At 63.8% G+C, this 23,853-nt stretch carries 13 protein-coding genes and 2 riboswitches; of the genes, 6 read left to right on the top strand and 7 right to left on the bottom strand.

The window, feature by feature from the left end:
* The first annotated feature begins 178 nt into the window (after nucleotides 1-178).
* The 6 genes from NA29_RS24610 to NA29_RS24635 all read left to right on the top strand — a co-directional run bounded on the left by NA29_RS24610 (nucleotide 179) and on the right by NA29_RS24635 (nucleotide 11,963).
* Nucleotides 179-2,680 carry a primosomal protein N' gene (locus tag NA29_RS24610; RefSeq protein WP_072633381.1) on the top strand — a complete coding sequence of 834 codons (2,502 nt, stop codon included), beginning with the start codon at nucleotides 179-181 and terminating at the stop codon, nucleotides 2,678-2,680.
* Nucleotides 2,681-2,818: 138 nt separating this feature from the next.
* On the top strand, nucleotides 2,819-4,156 hold the full coding sequence (gene sorA, locus NA29_RS24615) for a SorA family sulfite dehydrogenase catalytic subunit (protein WP_231965112.1): 1,338 nt from the start codon (nucleotides 2,819-2,821) through the stop codon (nucleotides 4,154-4,156).
* A 14-nt stretch (nucleotides 4,157-4,170) separates the two neighbouring features.
* The gene (gene sorB, locus NA29_RS24620) at nucleotides 4,171-4,521 is read left to right on the top strand and encodes a SorB family sulfite dehydrogenase c-type cytochrome subunit (RefSeq protein WP_039393933.1); all 351 of its coding nucleotides are present in this window, start codon (nucleotides 4,171-4,173) and stop codon (nucleotides 4,519-4,521) included.
* A gap of 151 nt (nucleotides 4,522-4,672) precedes the next feature.
* Complete coding sequence (gene putA, locus NA29_RS24625) at nucleotides 4,673-8,587, top strand: trifunctional transcriptional regulator/proline dehydrogenase/L-glutamate gamma-semialdehyde dehydrogenase (protein ID WP_039393935.1); 3,915 nt, start codon at nucleotides 4,673-4,675, stop codon at nucleotides 8,585-8,587.
* A gap of 471 nt (nucleotides 8,588-9,058) precedes the next feature.
* Nucleotides 9,059-10,612 carry a sodium/proline symporter PutP gene (gene putP, locus NA29_RS24630; RefSeq protein WP_039393939.1) on the top strand — a complete coding sequence of 518 codons (1,554 nt, stop codon included), beginning with the start codon at nucleotides 9,059-9,061 and terminating at the stop codon, nucleotides 10,610-10,612.
* Nucleotides 10,613-10,820: 208 nt separating this feature from the next.
* Complete coding sequence (locus NA29_RS24635; protein ID WP_039393941.1) at nucleotides 10,821-11,963, top strand: branched-chain amino acid ABC transporter substrate-binding protein; 1,143 nt, start codon at nucleotides 10,821-10,823, stop codon at nucleotides 11,961-11,963.
* Between the two features lie 142 nt (nucleotides 11,964-12,105).
* Here NA29_RS24635 and NA29_RS24640 read toward each other — a convergent pair whose 3' ends face one another.
* From NA29_RS24640 to NA29_RS24670, 7 genes are all read right to left on the bottom strand, one after another.
* On the bottom strand, nucleotides 12,106-13,620 hold the full coding sequence (locus NA29_RS24640) for an alanine/glycine:cation symporter family protein (RefSeq protein WP_052252372.1): 1,515 nt from the start codon (nucleotides 13,618-13,620) through the stop codon (nucleotides 12,106-12,108).
* Between the two features lie 288 nt (nucleotides 13,621-13,908).
* Complete coding sequence (locus NA29_RS24645; protein ID WP_039393942.1) at nucleotides 13,909-15,831, bottom strand: hypothetical protein; 1,923 nt, start codon at nucleotides 15,829-15,831, stop codon at nucleotides 13,909-13,911.
* Between the two features lie 223 nt (nucleotides 15,832-16,054).
* Nucleotides 16,055-17,458, bottom strand: a complete 1,404-nt coding sequence (locus NA29_RS24650) for an L-serine ammonia-lyase (RefSeq protein ID WP_039393943.1) — start codon at nucleotides 17,456-17,458, stop codon at nucleotides 16,055-16,057.
* Between the two features lie 139 nt (nucleotides 17,459-17,597).
* Nucleotides 17,598-20,525 (bottom strand): aminomethyl-transferring glycine dehydrogenase, encoded by a 2,928-nt coding sequence (gene gcvP / locus NA29_RS24655; RefSeq protein ID WP_052252373.1) that lies wholly within the window; start codon nucleotides 20,523-20,525, stop codon nucleotides 17,598-17,600.
* Nucleotides 20,526-20,707: 182 nt separating this feature from the next.
* Complete coding sequence (gcvH, locus tag NA29_RS24660; protein ID WP_039393944.1) at nucleotides 20,708-21,091, bottom strand: glycine cleavage system protein GcvH; 384 nt, start codon at nucleotides 21,089-21,091, stop codon at nucleotides 20,708-20,710.
* Between the two features lie 77 nt (nucleotides 21,092-21,168).
* A complete protein-coding gene (gene gcvT, locus NA29_RS24665; RefSeq protein ID WP_039393945.1) occupies nucleotides 21,169-22,275 on the bottom strand; it encodes a glycine cleavage system aminomethyltransferase GcvT in 1,107 nt (368 codons plus the stop codon).
* Between the two features lie 173 nt (nucleotides 22,276-22,448).
* Nucleotides 22,449-22,570, bottom strand: a riboswitch (glycine riboswitch).
* A gap of 8 nt (nucleotides 22,571-22,578) precedes the next feature.
* A riboswitch (glycine riboswitch) is annotated at nucleotides 22,579-22,675 on the bottom strand.
* Between the two features lie 111 nt (nucleotides 22,676-22,786).
* Nucleotides 22,787-23,758 carry a zinc finger Ran-binding domain-containing protein gene (locus NA29_RS24670; RefSeq protein WP_150777616.1) on the bottom strand — a complete coding sequence of 324 codons (972 nt, stop codon included), beginning with the start codon at nucleotides 23,756-23,758 and terminating at the stop codon, nucleotides 22,787-22,789.
* Nucleotides 23,759-23,853: the final 95 nt, after the last annotated feature.

Below are 23,853 nucleotides of genomic sequence, written 5' to 3' on the forward strand. Positions count from 1 at the left end.
AAAAGCGATTTTGATTCAAGCAAAGTCGGGGGTCCAAGCGACGCGAGGGCCGTGCAGCGAGGCTGGCGAGCCATAATCCCCACAGTTCTCAACATAGTTATCCACAAGCGTTTCGAAGCTGCCGGAAAGCCGACTCAAATCCGGGGTTTACCGAGACTTCTCAGGATTCACTTTAAGTTTGACCCGCGCCGACGACCTCTCCGAACCGAGCGACGCATCGCACGACGATGCACTTGCTCCGGCGGCCCCGCCCCGTGCGGGTACGCCTGCCATCGCTCGCGTTGCGCTCGATACGCCGCTGATCACGCTGTTCGATTACCGTCTGGATCAGGCCGCGAGCCCCGGTCAGCTGGTGCAGGTTCCGTTCGGACGACGACAGGTTGTGGGCGTTGTCTGGGAATTGACGCAGCGCAGCGAAGTTGCGCCCGCGAAGCTGCGCGAAGTGACATCTGTCTGGCACGAATTGCCGCCGCTCGGTGACGATTGGCGCGACCTGATGCAGTTCGCGTCGCGTTACTACCAGCGCGGTGTTGGGGAAGTCGCACTGCCCGCGATCCCCGGCCACCTGCGCACGCCGATGCGCTGGCCGCGTCTGCTTGCGCAGCGCGGCGTGCAACGGTTTCGCATCGCCGACGGTGCGCTGTCCACACTGATGGAAAACGTCCCGGCGCGACTGCGTGCACAACGACGACTCGCCGAAGGGCTTGCGCAGGCGGGCACGCTCGATGCCGACGAAGCAAAGGCATTGTGTTCGAAGGCAGCGGACGTGCTCAAACAATGGGCCGCCGCCGGATGGGTCGTCGTCGAGACCGTGCCGTTGCATGAAACGGTGCGCGATGTCGGGGACGCAAGCGAGGTAGAGGATACAGAGCACGCAGAGGGCGCAGAGGGCGACGAAGCTACCGACGTCGGCGACGCGTCGTGCGCCGCTCTCGCCGAAGTGCTGGACGACGACACCGGCAGCGCCAGCCCGCTCGGCACGAAGACGCTTACCGTCGGACAGGCGGACGCCGTAGGTGCCATTCACGACGCCCTGATCGCCGCTGGCGCGCAGCGTCTGGATCAGACGACGAACGCCGACGACGCCCCCGCGTGCCCGCCCTTTCTGCTCTACGGCGTCACCGGCAGCGGCAAGACCGAAGTCTATTTGCGCGCGGTCGCCGAAGCGTTGCATACGCGGGACGTGCGCGATGCTCAGGTGCTCGTTCTCGTCCCGGAAATCAACCTGACGCCGCAGCTCGAAGGCGTGTTCCGCGCGCGCTTCCCCGACGAGACGCTCGTCACCCTGCACAGCGGACTGGCCGAGGGCGAGCGCGCCCGGCACTGGCTCGCCGCCCATCGTGGCGAAGCGCGCATCGTGCTCGGCACACGTCTGGCGGTGATGGCCTCGCTGCCCCACCTGCGGCTGATCGTCGTCGACGAAGAACACGATCCGTCCTACAAACAGCAGGAAGGCCTTCGGTACTCCGCGCGCGACCTCGCCATCTGGCGAGCTAACCGCCTGCGTATCCCTGTGGTGCTCGGCTCGGCCACACCATCGCTCGACAGCTGGAACCGTGCAGAGCAAGGTCGTTACGTGCGTCTGGCCATGCCCGAGCGCGCCACCCCCGACGCTGTGCTGCCGCGCGTGTCGCTCATCGACATGGAGATCGAGCGCAAGCGTCAGCGCGTCGTCCACGAAGGGCTGTCGCAGCCGCTCCTCGCGGCCATCCGTGCGCGACTGGAAGCGGGCGAGCAAAGCCTGCTGTTCCTCAATCGTCGCGGTTACGCGCCCGTGCTCAACTGCGATGCCTGCGGATGGATCAGCGACTGCCGCCGATGCAGCGCGCACATGGTCCTGCACAAACCTGAGCGTCGCCTGCGTTGCCACCATTGCGGAGCCGAATCGCGTATTCCTCATGCGTGCCCCGACTGCGGCAATCTCGATCTGGCGCCGCTCGGACGGGGCACGCAACGGATCGAAGAAGCGCTCGCCGAACACTTCCCCGACGCGCGGCTCGCGCGAATCGACGCCGACAGCACGCGTCGCAAAGGCAGCGCACAGGCCCTGTTCGCGCAGGTGCATGCGGGCGAGGTCGACATCCTGATCGGCACCCAGATGGTGGCCAAAGGGCACGATTTCCGTAACGTCACGCTGGTGGGGGTGGTCAACGCCGACAGCGCCCTCTTTTCCCATGACTTCCGGGCGGCCGAGCGGCTCTTCGCGCAACTGATGCAGGTGTCGGGCCGCGCCGGACGCGCCGCGCGGGCCGACGGCCCCGGCGACGTGCTGATTCAGACGCGCTATGCGTCGCATCCGCTCTTCGCGTCGCTCATGCGCCACGACTACGCGGGCTTTGCCGCGCAGCAACTCGAAGAGCGCCGCGTCGCACTCTTGCCGCCGTACACCCATCAGGCCCTCCTGCGCGCCGAAGCCCGCAAGCTCGACGACGCCATGGCGTTCCTGAAGCAAGCCCGCGAAATCGCCGCCACCCCGGCGCTGAACGACCCGCGCATCTCTTTGTGGGACCCCGTCCCCATGACGATGGTCCGCATCGCAGGCACCGACCGGGCGCAGCTGGTGGTCGAGAGCCCCCACCGGGGCGCGCTCCAGCGCTTCCTCACCCACTGGATGAGCGAGTTACGCGCGTTGAAAGCGCCCGTTCGCTGGCATCTCGAAGTCGACCCTCTCGAAATATAAATCGGTATACAGCGTTCCGGAAATTTGACAACATTGAAAGAATCTCCGACGATGCGGCCATAAGAACGCTGCACGTCGAACGGTTCACGTCATCTGCACTGCATTTGAACGACAAGAAGTCCCTACAGGAGACATCCGATGAAGTCGCACGACCGGAGCGCCGCCCCCACGGCGCCGCAAGCCGCATCCTCTCTCGTTCCTCCCGAATACGCCTTCTCCGAGTCACCGGCCGAGTCCGTTGTGGCCGAGGTGTCGCGCCGTCGATTTCTGCGACGTGCCGGTGCGCTCGGTGTCGGGGCGAGCCTCGCGGGCCGCGCACTCGATGTACTCGCCGCCACGACTGCGCCGCAGACGGTGACGCTGCCGTTCGCGAACGGCGAGCGCGAACTTGTCGCGTATCCGCAGAAGCGTCCGCTGATCCGGCTGACCGCACGTCCACCGCAACTGGAAACGCCGTTCGAAGTGTTCAACGACGGTCTGATCACGCCGAACGACGCCTTCTTCGTGCGCTATCACCTGGCCGGCATTCCGACCGACATCGATCCGGCGAAGCATCGGATTCGCGTCGGCGGCAGCGTCGCGAAGCCGCTCGACATCTCACTGGCATCGCTCAAGAAGGACTTCGGCGCGCCGGTCGAACTCGTCGCCGTGCATCAGTGCTCGGGCAACAGCCGGGGATTCTTCGAGCCTCGCGTGGGTGGCGGCCAGATCGCCAACGGTGCGATGGGCAACGCACGCTGGCGCGGCATTCCGCTCAAGCGCATTCTTGAGCGCGCGGGTGTTTCCGCCAGCGCGAAACAAGTGACGTTCGAAGGCCTCGACCGCCCGATCGTCCCGGCGACGCCCGAATTCGTGAAAGCGCTCGACCTCGATCACGCGATGGACGGCGAAGTCATGGTCGCATTCGCGATGAACGGCAAAGACCTGCCGATGCTTAACGGCTTTCCGGTGCGACTCGTCGTGCCGGGCTACTACGGCACGTACTGGGTCAAGCATCTGGCGGACATCAACGTCGTGGACAAGGTGTTCGACGGCTTCTGGATGGCCACCGCGTACCGCATTCCCGACAACGACTGCAACTGTGTCGAACCGGGCAAAGCACCGGAGAAGACCAAACCGATCGGACGTTTCACCGTGCGCTCCTTCGTCACCAGTCACAGCGACGGCCAGCAAGTGGCGGCGGGCAAGCCGATGCGGGTGCGCGGCATTGCGTTCGACGGCGGCGAAGGCATTCGCGACGTACAGTTCTCTACCGACGGCGGCCAGACATGGCAGGCCGCAAAGCTCGGCAACGAGCTGTCGAAGTACTCCTTTCGCGAATGGACGGCGTCGTTCACCCCGCCGCAAGCCGGTGAGTATGTTCTGAAAGTTCGGGCGACGAATCGCGCAGGGGTCACGCAACCGCTGCAGTCGTTGTGGAATCCGGCTGGCTATCTGCGCAACGGGGTGGAAACCGTGCGCGTGGTCGCGGCTTAAGGCGGGGGACAATCATGAACTTCTCGAAATTGACGCGCAGCACCGCCCTCCTGTCCGGCCTTTGCGGCCTGCTCGGTGTTGTCGGCCTGACGGCCACAGTCCCCGCCCATGCGCTCGACATCAAGCTGCCGCAGGAAACGTCGCAACTCAAGGCGTCGACGCTGGCAGGTCATCAAGCCGCCAGCGCATGGTGCGTGATGTGCCACTCCATCGACTACATCAACTCGCAGCCGCCCATGCCGTCCGCGTTCTGGCACGCCGAAGTGACCAAGATGGTGAAAGTCTACGGCGCACCGATTCCCGAAGATCAGGTCAAGCTGATCTCCGAGTATCTGGGCACGACATACGGCACTGACCATAAGTAACGCGCCGTTGGTTAACCTGTGAGCAGTACTGGGGTGCAACCCTAATTTTGACTCTGGTTGCACCTCTTTCGAAACCCGGTTACGATGCCGCCATTCACCCGCTATGGGTGTCACGCATTTTTGCGTTTTCGCGTCATCAGGGTCCCTTCTCATGGCTAATACCACTCTCGGCGTCAAGGTCGACGATATCCTGCGCACTCGTCTCAAGACGGCCGCCCAGCAAATCGAGCGCACCCCTCACTGGCTCATCAAACAGGCGATCTTCGCTTATCTGGAGCGCATCGAAAGCGGCGCGCTGCCGCCCGAGCTAAGCGGTGCAACCCAGTCGGGCACCGAGGTGATCGACGGCCATGCCGGCGACGACACCGTGCCGCATCCGTTCCTGGAGTTCGCGCAGAACGTGCAACCGCAATCGGTGCTGCGTGCGGCCATCACGGCCGCGTACCGTCGCCCGGAACCTGAGTGCGTGCCTGTGCTCGTCGGTCAGGCCAAGCTTGCACCGGCCACGGCCACGCTGGCGTCCGATCTCGCCCGCAAGCTCGTCGTCGCCCTGCGCGGCAAGAGCACCGGCGGGGGCGTCGAAGGCCTGATCCACGAATTCTCGCTGTCGAGCCAGGAAGGCGTGGCGCTGATGTGTCTGGCAGAAGCGCTGCTGCGCATTCCCGACAAGGCCACGCGCGACGCGCTGATTCGCGACAAGATCAGCAAGGGTGACTGGCACGCCCACATGGGCAATTCGCCGTCGATGTTCGTCAACGCCGCAACCTGGGGCCTGATGATCACGGGCAAGCTCGTCACCACGACAAGCGAGGCGGGTCTGACCAAGGCCCTCACGCGCCTGATCGGCCGTGGCGGCGAACCACTCATCCGCAAGGGCGTCGACATCGCCATGCGTCTGATGGGCGAGCAGTTCGTCACTGGCGAGACCATCTCCGAAGCCCTCGCGAACAGCCGTAAGTACGAAGCCCAAGGTTTCCGCTATTCGTACGACATGCTCGGCGAAGCCGCGACGACGGAAGAAGACGCACAGCGTTACTACGCCAGCTACGAGCAGGCGATTCACGCCATCGGCAAGGCGTCGGCCGGACGCGGAATCTACGAAGGCCCGGGAATCTCGATCAAGCTTTCGGCACTGCATCCGCGCTACTCGCGCAGCCAGCACGAGCGCACGGTCACCGAGCTGCTGCCGCGCGTGCAGGCGTTGGCCAAGCTGGCCCGCTCTTACGACATCGGCCTGAACATCGACGCCGAAGAAGCCGACCGCCTCGAAATCTCGCTCGATCTGCTCGAAGCGCTGTGCTTCGATCCGGAATTGGCGGGCTGGAACGGCATCGGCTTCGTGGTGCAGGCGTATCAGAAGCGCTGCCCGTTCGTGATCGACTTCATCATCGATCTGGCACGCCGCAGCCGTCACCGCATCATGGTGCGTCTGGTCAAGGGTGCTTACTGGGACACCGAAATCAAGCGCGCGCAGGTCGACGGCCTCGAAGGCTACCCGGTCTACACCCGCAAGATCTATACGGACGTGTCGTACCTCGCCTGCGCGAAGAAGCTGCTCGCGGTGCCGGATGCCATCTATCCGCAATTCGCCACGCACAACGCTTACACGCTGTCGGCGATCTATCACCTTGCGGGCAACAACTACTACCCCGGCCAGTACGAGTTCCAGTGCCTGCACGGCATGGGTGAGCCGCTGTACGAGGAAGTCGTCGGCGCCATCGCCGCAGGCAAACTGGCGCGACCGTGCCGCGTGTATGCCCCTGTCGGCACGCACGAAACGCTGCTCGCTTACCTCGTGCGCCGTCTGCTGGAAAACGGTGCGAACACGTCGTTCGTCAACCGAATTGCGGACGAAACCGTCAGCGTCGACGAACTGATCGCCGACCCGATCACCGAAGCCGAGAAGGTGCAACCGCTTGGCGCACCGCATGCCAAGATTCCGCTGCCGCGCGATCTGTACGGCACGTCGCGCGCCAACTCGTCGGGCTTCGATCTTTCGAACGAACACCGTCTGGCCTCGTTGTCGTCGGCCCTGCTCGCCAGTGCTGGCACCCCGTGGCGCGCCGCGCCGATGCTGGGCGACGGCGAGCGCACGGCAGGCACGCCGCGCGCTGTACGTAACCCGGCAGACCTGCGCGACATCGTGGGTCAGGTGATCGAAGCGACGTCCGCCGATGTGGAAGCGGCGCTGACGCACGCCGTCGCGGCGGCGCCGATCTGGCAAGCCACGCCGGTCGAAGAACGCGCCGACTGCCTGATGCGCTCGGCCGACCTGCTCGAAGCCCACATGCCCACGCTCATGGGCTTGTGCGTGCGTGAAGCGGGCAAGTCGCTTCCGAACGCCGTGGCCGAAGTCCGCGAGGCCGTCGACTTCCTGCGTTACTACGCCGCACAGATCCGCCAGGGTTTCTCGAACGACACGCACCGTCCGCTGGGTCCGGTCCTGTGTATCAGCCCGTGGAACTTCCCGCTCGCCATCTTCGTCGGTCAGGTCGCTGCGGCGCTCGCGGCCGGTAACCCGGTCATCGCCAAACCGGCCGAGCAAACGCCGCTCATCGCCGCCGAAGCCGTGCGCCTCATGCAAGCCGCTGGCGTGCCTTCCGGTGCACTGCAACTGCTGCCGGGTACGGGCGAGACCGTCGGTGCTGCGCTCGTTGCCGACGCTCGCACCAAGGCTGTGATGTTCACCGGCTCGACCGAAGTCGCCCGCATCATCGCGCGCACGCTGGCCGATCGTCTGGACGCCAATGGCCGTCCGATCCCGCTGATCGCCGAGACCGGCGGTCAGAACGCCATGATCGTCGACTCGTCGGCACTGCCCGAACAGGTCGTGTACGACGTGCTCGCCTCGGCCTTCGACTCGGCCGGTCAGCGCTGCTCGGCCCTGCGCGTGCTGTGCTTGCAGGACGACATCGCCGACAAGACGCTGCATATGCTCAAGGGCGCGATGCAGGAGCTTGCCATCGGCAACCCGGATCGTCTGTCCATCGACGTCGGCCCGGTGATCGACGCCGAAGCGCAGAACGGCATCACCCGTCACATCGAACAGATGCGCGGCAAGGGCTTCCCGGTCGAACAACTGACGCTGCCGGACGCCGCTCGTCACGGCACCTTCGTGCCGCCGACGCTCATCGAGCTGACCGACCTGAAGGCGCTGCAACGCGAAGTCTTCGGCCCGGTGCTGCACGTGATTCGCTTCAAGCGCGCGCAACTCGACAAGCTGCTCGACCAGATCAACGGCACGGGTTACGGCCTGACGTTCGGTGTGCATACGCGGATCGACGAGACCATCGCTTACGTGACGGAGCGTGCGCACGTCGGCAACGTCTATGTGAACCGTAACGTGATCGGCGCTGTGGTCGGTGTGCAGCCGTTCGGCGGCGAAGGTTTGTCTGGGACGGGTCCGAAAGCGGGCGGTCCGATGTATCTGCCGCGACTGTTGGCGACGCGTCCTGCCGCCCTCGCACCGGAGCTGAACCGCAACGAAGCCGCGCTCTCGCCGCTGGTGAACTACCGCGACTGGCTGCGTCAGCAAGCGGACAGCGCCCCCGCCATCGATCGCGTCGACCGTTATCTGGCGACGTCCGCACTCGACGCCACTGCCGTGCTGCCGGGTCCGACCGGCGAGCGCAATACGTACGGCCTGGAACCGCGCGGCCCGGTGCTGTGCGTGGCGGCGACGACACTCGGTGCACGCACGCAACTCGCGGCCGTGCTGGCGACGGGTAACAACGCAGTCTTCACCGACAGCGCCGCCGCCCGTGAACTCGTGGGTGCGCTGCCTGCGACGCTCAAGGGGCGTGCATCGGTGTTGGCCGCTGGCGCGGACGCCGCGAGCGAAGCGGCGCTGGCTGCGGTGCTGTTCGAGGGTGACAGCGACGAGTTGCGCACCCTGAACCGCCGCATCGCCACACGCAACGGTCCGATTCTGTCGATGCAGGGCCTCGCCCCCGAGGCACTGGCGGCTGGCGACGACTACGCGCTGGAACGTCTGTTGTGCGAACGCTCGGTGTCGGTCAACACGGCCGCCGCTGGCGGTAACGCCAACCTCATGACCATCGGCTGATCTTTCGATTCATCGATGTCATCCCGCCGGATTTAGCGACGTCTCCTCCCGGATTCGTCCTAAATCTGGCGGTGCCGTTTCCCGCCCTCACTCCGTCGTTTCCCCGCTAACGCACCGATTTCATCCCGAGTCCGGGACACGTCGTCACATCAACACCCGCCTCAAACGTCTCACACGAGACCGCTCCCAGCGCTCGCCGCAGCCTCCGCGATACCGCCTGTAATTCCTGCGCACTACGGTTACCTCATTTGCGTCGTCGTCTTGCCGCTAGCTGCGTACATGCGCAATTTGAGCGAATTCGGGGTATCGTCGCGCCCGCCCCCGACATATAACGCGTCTCACCGCCTTCGAGCGGTTAACCCGTGCCGACGACACGTATCGTCGGCCATTGCGGTCATCAGCACGCGTTTGCCCCTTTCGTCATGCCGGAAGACAGGCACGGCGCGCTCCTGAGCCGTACAAGGAGGCAACATGTCCCTTTGGAATCCCACGGCGGTCTCGTTCACCGTCTATTTACTATTGATGCTGGTGATCGGCTGGCTCGGTTACCGATCGACCAACAACCTCTCGGACTACATTTTGGGCGGACGCCGCCTCGGTAGCTTCGTCACGGCGCTGTCCGCAGGCGCTTCCGACATGAGCGGCTGGCTGCTGCTCGGCTTGCCCGGCGCGATCTACGTGGGTGGCCTGTCCGGAGTCTGGATTGCCATCGGTCTGGCCATCGGCGCGTGGGCCAACTGGCGTCTCGTGGCGGCACGACTGCGGGTACACACGGAAGTCTGTGGCAATGCGCTCACGCTGCCCGAGTACCTGACGCAACGCTTCGGCGACCGTAGTCACGTGTTGCGCATCGTCACGGCGCTCGTGATTCTCACGTTCTTCACGATCTATTGCGCCTCGGGCGTGGTGGCAGGCGCACGTCTGTTCGAGACAATGTTCGGACTCGACTATCACACTGCCTTGTGGATCGGCGCGGTCGCGACGATCGCTTACGTCTTCATCGGCGGCTTCCTTGCCGTGAGCTGGACGGACACGGTGCAGGCCTCGCTGATGTTCGCAGCACTCGTCGTCACGCCGATTGCCGTCATCACCATCGACGGTGGACCGGTGGCGGCGGTCTCGGCGGTCACCGCCGTGCATCCCGCACACACCGACTGGTTCGGCGATCTCGCGCCTATCGGCGTGATCTCGATGCTCGCCTGGGGCCTGGGCTATTTCGGCCAGCCGCACATTCTGGTGCGCTTCATGGCCGCGCGCTCGGCGGCAGCGATTCCGCAAGCGCGTCGCATCTGCATGACGTGGATGGTGCTGTGTCTGGCGGGCGCGGTGGCCGTGGGCTTCTTCGGGCTGGCGTTCTATAGCGCGCGCCCCGAACTGGGCGCGGGCGTGCAGACGAACGCCGAAACCATCTTCATGGCGCTCACGACGCAACTCTTCACGCCGTGGCTTGCGGGTGTGCTGCTGGCCGCGATTCTCGCAGCCGTCATGAGCACGCTGTCGTGCCAGTTGCTGGTGTGCTCCAGCGCGCTCACGGAAGACCTCTACAAGACCTTTGCGCGCGGGCCGGTGAGCCAGAAGCGTCTCGTGTGGATCGGCCGCGCGATGGTGCTGGCCGTGGCCGTCGTGGCCGTGCTGCTCGCGATGGATCCGGAGAGCCGCGTTCTGGGCATGGTCAGCTATGCCTGGGCAGGTTTCGGGGCGGCCTTCGGTCCGCTGGTGCTGGCTACCCTGCTGTGGCCGCGTGTCACCCGTAACGGGGCATTGGCGGGCATCGTGGTCGGGGCGGCCACGGTCCTGATCTGGAAGCAGTTCGGCTGGTTCGACCTGTATGAGATCGTGCCGGGCTTCGCACTAGGCGGTCTGGCACTGTATGTCGTCAGCCGACTGGATCGTGCGCCGAGCGCCGAGGTACTGGCCCGTTACGCCGCCGCCGAAACGATTCTGAAGGACATCCGCGAAGGCAAATCGACCGGCGAAGTCATCGGCGGTGGCACCGATGCGCCGGTGGCGCAACCTTCGCCATAAGGCGGTAGCACCTTCTATCGGAATTTCTCCCTCTTGACCGGCGCGAGCAGCCATCCAATACTGCCGCGTCGGACGCATTTTGCGTTTGATTGCGATTGATGCCGCGTCGGGTCAACCGGCCCGATGTTGACGGCGTTTCAAGAAAGGCGTGCCGCGGCGATCCCGCAGACACGCCACTCAACGACAAACACATGCAAGGAGAGGGTTGATGCAATCGAAGCTTACGGCTAGCGCCGTCGCAGTCGCGGGGCTGCTCGCGTTTGGCGCGGCTAACGCGCAACAGGCGCAGGAAGTGAAGCTGGGTTTTGCCGCACCGCTCACGGGCGCACAGGCCCACTACGGCAAGGACATGCAGAACGGCATTCAACTGGCCGTTGACGAGTACAACGCCACCAAGCCGACCATCGAAGGCAAGCCGGTGAAGTTCGTGCTGCAATCCGAAGACGATGCGGCCGACCCGCGTCAAGGCGCGCTCGTTGCACAGAAGCTGGTCGACAACGGCATCAAGGGCATGCTGGGCCACTTCAACTCCGGCACGACCATTCCCGCGTCGCGCATCTACGCGCAGGCCGGTATTCCTGAAATCGCCATGGCGACGGCCCCGGAATACACCAAGCAGGGCTTCAAGACGACGTTCCGCATGATGACGTCGGACATCCAGCAGGGTTCGGTCGTCGGTACGTTTGCCGTCAAGAAGCTGGGCTTCAAGAACATCGCCATCGTCGACGACCGCACCGCTTACGGTCAGGGTCTGGCTGATGAGTTCGAAAAGGCCGCCAAAGCTGCCGGTGGCAAGATCGTGCGCCGTGAGTTCGCGAACGATAAGGCCGTGGACTTCCGCGCCATTCTGACGAACCTCAAGCGCTCCAACCCGGATGTGGTGTTCTACGGCGGTGCCGATGCACAGGCAGGCCCGCTCGCCAAGCAAATGCGCGAACTCGGCATCAAGGCCACGCTGATGGCGGGCGAAATGGTCAAGTCGGACGCCTTCCTGAAGATCGCAGGCGACTCCGCCAACGGCTCGGTGGTCTCGCTCGCCGGTCTGCCGCTCGACAAGATGCCCGGTGGCGCCGCTTACGAGTCGCGTTACAAGGCCAAGTTCGGTGCAGGCCCGGAAACGTACTCGCCCTACGCTTACGACGGCGCAATGGCCATGATGTCGGCCATGAAAAAGGCCAACTCGACGGACCCGGCCAAGTACCTCCCGGCACTGGCCAAGACGAGCATGCCCGGCGTGACCACGCGTGAGCTGGCCTACGACAACGTTGGCGACCTGAAGTACGGCTCGATCACGCTGTACAAGGTCGTGGACGGCAAGTGGACCGTGCTGGAAACCGTCGGCGGCAAGTAAGCCATCGACGTGCCTGAGCGCGCCGACACTTAGCGCGCAGGGCGCCATAGTAAAACGACAGGGGCCGGTGAGGATGACTCACCGGCCCCTGTGCTTTTTGACGCGTCAGGAACGATAGTGCGCTTCGGACGGCGCCGTGTGATCAGACCGCGTTCGGCGTTATTGCGTCTTCTGCATTTTCGGCATCTTCGCCGCGCCGACCGGCCACCCGAGCGCCAGCGGTCTTCGACTCGCGCGTCGCGGGCCAGACATCCGCGTGCAATTTCGCGCGCAACTCGGGCGGCAACGCATCGCGTGCGAAGACGGGGTCGGCAACTCCGGCCTTGCGCTGCGTCTGATAGTCACACCACGCCGCCTGTGCGTAACGTATCAACAGGCCAATCGCGACAAGGTTGATAAACGCCATCAACGCCGTGCCGACATCGGCAAAGCTCCACACCAGCGGCAAGCTCGCGACGGAACCCAGCATGACCGCGAGCAAGACGAACGCACGGAAGATGTTGAGGAGCCACACGCGTTGTGTCAGAAAGTCCATATTCACTTCGGCAAACGCGTAGTTGCCGAGCACGCTGGAATATGCGAGGAAAAATACGGTGATACCGGTGAAGATCACCGCCCAGTCGCCGAAGTGCACGCCCAGCGCACGTTGCGTCAGCACGGCGCCTTCCGGTCCCGAGCCTGGGATGAACTGCCCCGACAGCAAAATCATGAACGCCGTGGCCGAGCACACGACGATGGTGTCGAAGAACACACCGAGCATCTGCATCAGCCCCTGCTGCACGGGATGTTTCGTCGTGGCTACCGCCGCCGCGTTGGGTGCACTGCCCATGCCGGCCTCGTTGGAAAAGAGGCCGCGCTTCACACCCATCAGAATCGCCTGACCGACGGCGTATCCCACAATACCGCCCGCAGCAGGCTCCAGCCCAAACGCATGACGCCAGATCATGGCGATCATCCCGGGGATCTGATCGATGTTCACGATGCAAACATAGGCCGCCAGCCCGAGATACGAAATGGCCATAACCGGCACGATCCATTGCGCGAATCGAGCCACCCGACGCACCCCGCCATAGATGATCGGTGCTGTCAGCAGAACCAGCGAGATGCCGATCCACTGCCGCTCCCAGCCGAACGCGGCTTCAAGTGCGTTCGCGATGGAATTGGACTGCACGGAGTTCAGCGCAAAGCCAAACGTGTAGAGCAACACGACGGCGAAGACGACGGCGAACTTGCGCGAACCGAGTCCGAGCCGGATGTAATATGCCGGCCCGCCGCGAAACGTGCTGTCACGGTGAGGGACCTTGAAGATCTGGGCGAGTGTCGACTCGACAAATGCCGACGCCATGCCCACGAACGCCGTCATCCACATCCAGAAAATGGCGCCCGGCCCGCCAATGGTCAACGCGACCGCGACCCCCGCGATGTTGCCAGTGCCGACGCGGCTGGCGAGCCCGGTCGCAAAGGCCTGAAACGGGGAAATGCCCGACGTACCGCCAGAAGTGCGCAGCAGGCTGACGCTATGCGCAAACGCACGGATCTGAATGCCGCCGAACCGCAAGGTGAAATACAAGCCCGCGCCAAGCAGGGCAATGACCAGCGGGTAGCCGGATAGCGCCCCGCCAATCGCGTCGACCGCCGAATTGAGCCAACTTTCCATCGATTGCGTCTCCTTTCGTAACTGCCTGTCGTCCCCCGGGAAAGTCAGGGGGTGAGGCGGGAGAATCGCAACAATTCACTCAGTTCGGGACTTTGTCGCCGAACTTTACGTCTATTCCTAATGACCGACGCCGTTGAAGCCACCGTCCACGGTGCACGGCCAATAAAAAAGCCGCTCGGCATTCGCCGGGCGGCTCAAAGACAAGGCAAGGAGACATCGGTGAGTAGATTAAACGGGGAATGTGGCATTCATGTGACGGACATATGGGCGTTAGCACCGCAGTGGTGATCACCATTTGGATGCACAGTTATTGCCGTCGTAACGGCACACTTCGAAGCCCGCAGCGATCACGTCTGCCTTCGTTGGAAAAGCGCAGGTCACTTCGCCATACGTATTGCCGAAGTCGACGATGGGTGTGCCGTCGGTATCGATTTCCACAGATGCTCTTCTGGAACCGCCGGACGTCGCGTAGCACCATGACCGCTCCATCACTGTGCATGCCAGCGCACCGTTCATTCGGCCCCGATAGCTGCCGCTGCAATCGGCCCACGGGTAGTTCCAGATGCCCATCACGATGTGCTCTTGTTGGCGGCGCGTAAAAATGGCGATGGCCTTGTCCTGGAACTCGAAAGAATCGCTTGGGTACTGTTCATGCGGCACAACTGTGAGATAAGTCAGGGAATTGGGGCCCATGATCGAATACACATGCCCTTTTACCCGTGACGATCGCGATAAACATGCAACGGCGACCCCAAGTCCGCTCCTGTAAAACGATATCGAGCCGTCAGACGTCAACTTAATCTCAGGGCTGCCCACATCCGTGCTGGCCGTGAGGAATAGCTGAGACGTCAGGTCACCTCGCGACATGTCGACATGCGCACAGGCCAGCGCGCCTTCGACGAGGCTCATCCCCTGATTCTGGGCAGGCTTGAAAACGGAGAGCCACAGTGCCTCATTTTCTCGGATGACCTGAATGATGGGATCAGGCACTTCCGTCACGGTTTTCGGCGTACTCGCCAATTGCCAGGAACCGCTTTGACATGAGAGCACGCGCCCACGCGCATCGAGCGCAATCCCGTTGGACACAGATCGGTCAATGCCACCCACGCCACTGCACTCGCCGCCAACGCGGTACTCCTTTTCCAGCACGACCACACCGGATCCCGACTTCAGGGCCTTCTTCGAAGTCATCGTTTCCGCAACTGCCTTGCCTGCCAGCAAATCACCATTGACCTTCAGATCCTTTGAGACCTGTACGCTGCTCGCGTTCAGCGGACCATGGACCTCCGCGCTAGCGACGTCGAGACTCTTCATCGTCAGCGTTCCGTCTCCCTTGATGTCTCCTGCCCCAACGATATCGCTTCGCTTCTGGGTCTTCGGATCAGTCAAATTCAGATCCCCCTTTATCGTGGCAGCGCTTATATCCAGCGTGCCGGTCACCGTCGCACTCGTGACCCCGAGTTTTTGCCCTTCGATCTTTCCGGCACCCACGATGTCGTGTTTGCCCATCTGCAGATCGCCGGTCATTGCGCGCGAACCATCGCGACGAAGATAAACGTCCGCCGCACTGGACGAATAACCGCCGCGCATGACAACGAGGCCTCCGGTCGTCGCGAATTTCTCAACAGTCCCGCTGCGTCCATTAGCCTCAAGAAATCGAAACGCGTGCCCCCCGTCGACCTGTGAAACGCCACCCAACATGCCGATCTTGCGCGCAGCAATCACCGCTGCATCCATATCCGGATCGGACGAATAGGGTTTTGGAATCGGTTTCTCGATGTACGTCAGCGTTTCGACGTTGCAGTTCGTATTCTTGTTGTCGCATCCGAGATAAACCCGAATGACGTAATCCCCGACATTCCCCGGCGGACGCTCACCGATGCCCGTCGCGTGCGTTGCCTCGATCAGCGTGGCGGCTGTGAGATTGCCTACGTAAGCGCCTTTCGAATCCGTCGCGCGATGGAATTCCACGTCCCCCACGTCAAACTTTTTTTTCTGGTCGCGCAAAAGCGCATCGATCTCATGATGATGTTCGACGACGAAGCTTTGCACTCTGTCGCCGACGATCTTGAGCGCCTCGCCGATGCGTTCGGCTCGCTCGATCCGCATCTGACGCGCGTAATTCACGCCCCAAAACGAAATCAATACGCCAAGGATGGCGACCGCAATCGCGGCCGAAATCAGGAATGCGCCTGTTTGCTTCTTTCGCATTGTCCGTGCCCTCTCTCTCAGTCACGTCACTGCCGCGCAACGCGATATCGTGCGTGGCAGTAAAGACGTCAAGCCCGCTATTCTCTAGGCAAGCGTCCGAAAGAGGTCTGGGAAATGCCCGAACTTCGCGAACGGCGTTCGCGAAACCGACAATGTTGGCGTCAATAAGAAAAAAGCCGCACGGCAAAAACCGTGCGGCTTTGATATGTCTACGCAGCGCGCGTCAGCACTCGACGATATTCACCGCCAGTCCACCGCGTGCCGTTTCCTTGTACTTCGTCTTCATGTCGGCACCGGTTTCACGCATCGTCTTGATAACGGAGTCGAGCGACACATAGTGCGCACCGTCGCCGCGCAAGGCCATGCGTGCGGCGTTGACCGCCTTGACCGACGCCATTGCGTTGCGCTCGATGCACGGAATCTGCACGAGGCCACCGACCGGGTCGCATGTCAGCCCCAGGTTGTGCTCCATACCGATCTCGGCCGCGTTCTCGACTTGCTCGACCGTCCCGCCCAGCACTGCCGCCAGCGCACCTGCTGCCATCGAACACGCCACGCCGACTTCGCCCTGACAGCCCACTTCAGCGCCGGAAATCGATGCGTTGAGTTTATACAGAATGCCGATCGCCCCGGCCGTGAGCAGGAAGTCGATCACGCCCTGTTCGTTCGCGCCGTGCACGAAGCGGTCGTAGTAGTGCAGCACCGACGGGATGATGCCCGCAGCACCGTTGGTCGGCGCCGTGACAACACGGCCGCCCGCCGCGTTCTCTTCGTTGACGGCAATCGCGTAGAGATTCACCCAGTCCATCACCGACAGCGGGTCGGACAGCGTGCGCTCCGCACGTTGCGTCAACTGACGATACAGCTCCGGTGCGCGGCGTCGCACATGCAGCGGCCCCGGCAACTCGCCGTCGGCCTCGTCGTTACCGATGCCGCATCCGCGCGTCACGCACGACTGCATCACGCTCCAGATGTTGAGCAAGCCGCGACGAATGTCCTCTTCTGCATTCTCGCCGTGATGCCAGACCTTCTCGTTCTCCCACATCAGCTGGGCGATGGACTTGCCGCTCGCGCGACACATCTCCAGCAATTCCTTGCCTGTACGGAACGGATACGGCAACTGGTTGTGCGCAGAGAGCACCTGCGCATTCGACGCACCGGCCGTCACCACGAAACCGCCACCGACCGACAGATAACGCCCTTCGCGCAGCTTGTTGCCCGAGCCGTCGAACGCGTGGAATTTCATGCCGTTCGGATGTTCCGCCATCGCCTCGCGACGGTAGAACACCATGTGCTCCTTCTCGACGAACGGCACTTCATGCCTGCCGAGAATCGATAGCACCTTTTCCTTGCGCATCACGGCAAGACGCGCGGCAATCGTCGACGGATCGACCGTATCGGGCGCTTCGCCCATGAAGCCCAGCAACACGCCCTTGTCAGTGCCGTGACCCTTGCCCGTCGCACCGAGCGAGCCGTACAGCTCGGCACGCACCGATGCCACTTGCGGCAGCAGGCCGTCGCGCTCCAATCCCTGCACGAACATCAGCGCCGCGCGCATTGGCCCGACGGTATGCGAACTCGACGGTCCGATACCGATCTTGAACAAATCGAAAACTGAAACGGCCATGGGGCTTTCCTGAAGTTCTGAAACGTGTATGTGACTCGACGGATACCGCCAGTCTGGCGCATCCGCGTTACATCTATAGAGACAAAAAGGGGCCAGCAATGTTTCTGCCGGCCCCCGTTTGTCGAATTATCGCGACGTTTTACTCGTAGTCGCTCATCGGCACACAGGCGCAGAACAGGTTCCGGTCGCCGTAGACGTTATCGGCACGTCCGACCGGCGGCCAGTACTTGCGCTCGCGCAGGGCCTTTACCGGGTAGGCCGCCTGACTACGCGCGTAGGCGTGCGTCCATTCGTCGGCGGTCACAACGTCGGCCGTATGCGGTGCATGCTTGAGCGGGTTGTCTTCGCGATCGGCACGGCCTTCCTCCACCGCGCGAATTTCCTCGCGAATCGTCACCATCGCTTCGATGAAGCGGTCCAGTTCGTGCTTCGATTCCGACTCCGTCGGCTCGACCATCAGCGTGCCCGGCACCGGGAAGCTCATCGTCGGAGCGTGGAAGCCGAAGTCCATCAGGCGCTTGGCCACGTCGTCGACGCTAATGCCGCTGGTGTCCTTGAGCGGACGCAGATCCAAAATACACTCATGCGCCACCAGACCGCCCGGGCCCGTGTACAGCACCGGATAGTGCGGCGCGAGCTTCTTGGCGAGGTAGTTGGCGTTGAGGATGGCCGTCTCGGTCGCGGCCGTCAGGCCTTGCGCGCCCATCATGGCAACGTACATCCACGAGATCGGCAGAATCGATGCCGAGCCGTAGGGAGCCGCCGACACCGCGCCGATGCCGTCGGCATCGCGCGAGTAGCCCGTCGAGCGCTGATTCGGCAGGAACTGCGCCAGATGCGCGCCCACCGCCACCGGACCGACGCCCGGGCCGCCACCGCCGTGCGGAATGCAGAACGTCTTGTGCAGGTTCAGGTGCGACACGTCGCCGCCGAACTCGCCCGGCGCACACAGGCCGACCATGGCGTTCATGTTCGCGCCGTCGACATACACCTGGCCGCCGTTGGCGTGCACGATTTCGCAAATCTGACGCGCGCCCGCTTCGAACACACCGTGCGTGGACGGGTACGTCATCATGATCGCAGCCAGACGGTCGCGATGCTGCTCGGCCTTCGCCTGCAGATCGGCCAGATCGACGTTGCCGTTCGCATCGCATGCGACGACTACGACCTGCATACCGGCCATCTGCGCCGACGCGGGGTTCGTGCCGTGGGCCGATGCCGGAATCAGGCAGATGTCGCGATGCGCTTCACCGCGCGACGCGTGATAGGCCTGAATGATCAGCAGGCCGGCGTATTCGCCTTGCGAACCGGCGTTCGGTTGCAGCGAGACGGCGGCGTAGCCGGTTGCGGCGACGAGCATCTGCTCCAGCTGGTCGATCATCGTGCGGTAGCCGACGGTCTGCTCGGTCGGTGCGAACGGGTGAATCTGACCGAACTCCGGCCACGTCACCGGCAACATTTCCGACGTCGCGTTGAGCTTCATCGTGCACGAGCCCAGCGGGATCATGGTGCGATCGAGCGCGAGATCCTTGTCCGACAGACTGCGCAGGTAACGCAGCATTTCGTGCTCGGAGTGATAGCGGTTGAACACCGGGTGCGTGAGGTACGCGCTCTGACGCGAGAGCGACGCCGGGAATCCGTTGGCGACGGTAGCCTCGATGGCGTCGAAATCCAGCGACACCGCGCTCTTGCCCAGACCTTCCGCGACGACTTCCCACAGCGCGATCACATCGGCGCGCGTGCTGGTCTCGTCGAGCGAGATGCCCACGGTGTCGGCGTCTTCGCGACGCAGGTTGAAGCGGCGGGCCGCAGCCACGGTGTGAACGGTGTCCGCACGACCGGCGACGGGCACCGTCAGCGTGTCGAAGAACGTCGCGTTACGCGGGGCCGCGCCCAGCGTTGCGAGACCGGCGGCCAGCGTGGCCGTCAGACGGTGCACGCGCTCGGCGATCACACGCAAGCCCTGCGGGCCGTGATACGCGGCGTACATGCTGGCCATGATGGCGAGCAGCGCCTGTGCGGTACAGATGTTCGACGTCGCCTTCTCGCGACGGATGTGCTGCTCGCGCGTTTGCAGCGCCAGACGCAGTGCCGGCTTGCCCTGCGAATCGACCGACACCCCGACCAGACGGCCCGGCATCGAGCGCTTGAGTTCGTCGCGCGTGGCCAGATAGGCGGCGTGCGGGCCACCGAAGCCCATCGGCACGCCGAAACGCTGGCTGTTACCGACGGCGACGTCGGCGCCCCACTCGCCCGGCGGCGTAAGCAGCGTGAGCGAGAGCAGGTCGGCCGCTGCGATCAGCATGCCGCCCTTGGCGTGGATCGCGTCGGCCAGCGCACGGTAGTCGCGCACGTCGCCGCCCACCCCCGGGTATTGCACCAGCACGCCGAACGCATCGATTTGCGTGGCGGCGGCCACCGGGCCGACCTGCACTTCGATGCCCAGCGGCTTGGCGCGCGTCTGCACGACTTCGATGGTTTGCGGCAGCACGTCGTCGGCCACGAAGAACGTGTTCGACTTCGACTTGCCCGTGCGCTTGACCAGCGTCATCGCCTCGGCGGCAGCGGTCGCCTCGTCGAGCATCGACGCGTTGGCAATCGCCAGACCCGTCATGTCGATGATCATCTGCTGGTAGTTGAGCAGCGCTTCGAGACGACCCTGCGAAATTTCCGGCTGGTACGGCGTATAGGCCGTGTACCAGGCGGGGTTCTCGAGCACGTTGCGCAGAATCACGCCCGGCGTGAGCGTATTGAAGTAGCCCTGACCGATGAACGACTTGAAGACCTGATTCTGATCGGCCAGCGCGCGCAGTTGCGCCAGCGCCTGCGCTTCGGTCTTCGGTGCGGCGAACTGGCCGAGCGACGTGGCAAAGCGCGCGCTGTCGCGGCGGATCGAGTCGGGCACGACGGCGTCGATCAGGGCGGCGCGCGAAGCGTAGCCAAGCTCGGAGAGCATGGCTTGTTGTTCGGGAGTATCCGGGCCAATGTGGCGCGCGGAGAAGTTGTCGCGCTGCTCAAGCTCGGCAAGCGAGCGGCGCGCGGCCTGCAGGTCGGTCAAAGCATTCATGGGTCAAATCTCTCGTTCGATCACGGCAAGTGACGGCGTAGGAGGTATTGCTTGATTCAGTTCGACGAAGTCAGTTCGACTAAGTCAGTTCGACGAAGCCATGTCGTGTGGACAGCACCGCGCGAGCCGAAGCCGCGCAGCACCGTCCACCGACCGGACTCAGTCGTCAGACCGGCCGCAAATTACGCGCCGATCTTCTTGGCGTAAGCGCCGGCGTCGAGCAGCTTGTCCAGCTCGGCCACGTTCGACGGCTTCACGCGGAACAGCCAGTTGCCGTAGGCGTCGCCGTTGATCAGGTCGGGCGAACCCGGCACTTCTTCGTTCACTTCGAGGATCTCACCGCTGACCGGCGAGTGGACGTCCGCAGCCGCCTTGACCGATTCGATCACGGTCGACGCTTCGTCAGCGGCCACCGTGCGGCCGACGTCCGGCAGTTCGACGAACACGATGTCGCCCAGGGATTCCTGTGCGAAGTCGGTAATGCCGACCGTCACGGTGCCGTCGGCTTCGAGACGCGCCCATTCGTCGGATTCGGTGTACTTCAGGTTATCGGGGATGTTCGCCATGTTGACGCTCCGGGATTCAGTGTTTGGGGTATTCGGTTTTCGGTACTTCGTGTCGCCGTGCCGTAATGGAGTCTTGCTCAGGCCACCACGGCCTTGCCGTGACGCACGAACGGTAATTTGACCACACGTGCGGGCAATTGCTTGTCACGAATTTGCACATGGACGGTGGCGCCGTCCGGCACGCCCTTCGGCAGGCGGGCAAAAGCGATCGATTGCTGAAGGCTGGGACTGAACGTGCCGCTGGTGATTTCACCGTCGCCCGCGTCCGTCACCACGACCTGATGGGCGCGCAGCACACCGCCTTTGCCGTCGAGCACGAGACCGGCGAAGCGCCACGTCTGGCCGCGCGAGATCAGCGAATCCTTGCCGACGAACGTGCGGTCGCTTTCCTTTTCGACGGTCCAGCCCAGACCGGCGTCGAGCGGCGACACATCGTCGTCCATGTCCTGACCGTAGAGGTTCATGCCCGCTTCGAGACGCAGCGTGTCGCGCGCGCCAAGACCGGCCGGACGCACGCCGACGGCGACCAGCGCCTTCCACAGCGCCGCCACGTGATCCGAGCTCACAACGACTTCGAAGCCGTCTTCACCCGTGTAGCCGGTGCGCGCGATCATCAGTTCACCGAAAGCGGTGTCTTTGGCGAACGCGGCGTTGAACGGCTTGAGGGTTTCGCTGACCGCCTGGCTGCCCGGCACGGCCTGCCACACCTTGGCGCGGGCGTTCGGCCCCTGCACGGCCACGATCGACAGATCGCGACGCGGGGTGATCGTCAGGCTGTAATCGCCGTGGGCGTTGAGCTGACCGATCCACGCGAGGTCCTTGTCGGCGGTACCGGCATTCACGACGATGCGGAACCAGTCTTCAGCGATGAAATAAATGATGAGGTCGTCGATCACCCCGCCGCTCGGGTTGAGCATGCAGGTGTAGAGCGCCTTGCCCGGGGATTGGAGCTTGTCGACGTTGTTGGCGACGGCGAAGCGCAGGAATTCGCGGCAGCTCGGGCCGTGCAGGTCGACCACGCACATATGCGAGACGTCGAACATGCCTGCGTCGGTACGCACGGCGTTGTGCTCTTCGATTTGGGAGCCGTAGTTCACCGGCATGTCCCAGCCGCCGAAATCGACCATGCGGGCACCGGCTGCGCGGTGCGTCTCGTTGAGCGGAGTACGTTTGAGTTCGGTCATCGGGGCGTCTGTCCGTAAGGCTCCAAGGTTCATGAATTCCGGACGACGTCTGGCGCGTGTGTCATTCGCCGATTTCGCCGTCCGAAAATGCAAAAAGGGGTCATCTCGACGACCGGCACTTGTCGCGCGGGGCGCGTGCCTGTGCACTAGCCCGGCGCAATGCCAGTTGGCGAGATGACCCCTCTGTCCTTGGTACCTGAGAGATTGCCCGGTTCAAGATACGTCTGATGACCGGCCCCTTCGGTGGGTTGCCCGCGTGCCGTGCACGCCGCAACCGCTCTCCAGAGATCGAAGGCGATGCCTTCGGCGCGGCCGGTCCTTGATGCCTGAGAGTTTATGGGTATTACCCCTTCGGCGGCGCCGGCATGTGCTTCCCGGTGCGCTCTCCCGACCACGCTCGCGCACTTTACGGGGAAAGCCGGGGGCTGTCAATTTGGGCCAAAAACGGCGTGCAGCGTCGCGCGCTCCCAGCGCAATTCCGGCCCAATTTCAATGTCGAGTCAATGTCGATTTAGCGCGATTCGCCCGGATTCGTGCCCGCCGGACACCCATCCCGGCCCCATCGTCCATTACATACCGCCCAGATGCAGCGCTGCTTCGGAATCACTTCGAACCAGCGATAGCGGTCGCATTGCGCGAGCGCTGCGGCAATCGTCGCCGCTGCCGTCTGTGCCGTCGGTGCAGACGCGACCGCAGCGGAGGCCACCTCGGACTGCCCTTGCGCCTGCTGCGCGGCGGCAATCGCGCCGATCTCGTCGTTGTCGTAATGGGCTGGCAGATCGGTGTTGGCCGCCGTCCGGGGCGGGGCGCTGGTCCCTGCCGCGGCTTCGCTCCGGCGGAGCAATTGCATCATCGGGTCCGGGGCATTGTTCGGGGACACCGTCGATGGCGCCGTCGCAGCCGCCGTCAGCGCCGCCGTGGCCGCCGATGCGGTCAATGGCGCGACGCCGCCCGCCGTGCTCGCGGCGATCTCGGCCGCCGCACCGGACGCCACCGCATCCACCGCAGCCAGCGCCTGCGCACGCGCCAGGGCGGCCGACGCTTCGCTCGCCGCGCCAGCCACCGGGCTCGACGCCAGCGGCACGTCGTTACCGGAATTGAAAGGGGTGACGGCGATTCCGCCGGGCGGTTTCGGCACCGGATCGACAAACGGCGCACGCAGGTTCCACCAGATGCCAAGCAGTGCGATGGCAGCGAACACTGCCGTGCCGATCACGAGCGCGCTGGTGAGCCAGCCAGGCTCCTCGCCACGCGCACGACGTTCACGACGCGAGGGCTTTCGAGAGGGAGGAATGTCGGACGCAGTGGCGTCGTGTTCCGCAGACACCGCAGTCGGGCGCGTCTCGGGCATCGCACCAACGGCGGCCACGCCCAGCCCGCCATCCGCGAGGAATCCGGGTTCGGCATCCGCGAGTGTTGCGCCGCACTTCACACAGTGCAGTGCACGCGTCGCATTGTTCGTCCCACAGGTTGGACATTGCACGGCGACCTCACCACGATGGCAACGTTTTTCATTATAGGCACCCGGTCGGCGTCGACGCCAGCACGACGCCGTCTGCCTGCGGCCGCGCGTCGCGC

This window comes from Pandoraea sputorum (assembly GCF_000814845.2).
GTDB classification, from domain to species: Bacteria; Pseudomonadota; Gammaproteobacteria; order Burkholderiales; family Burkholderiaceae; genus Pandoraea; species Pandoraea sputorum.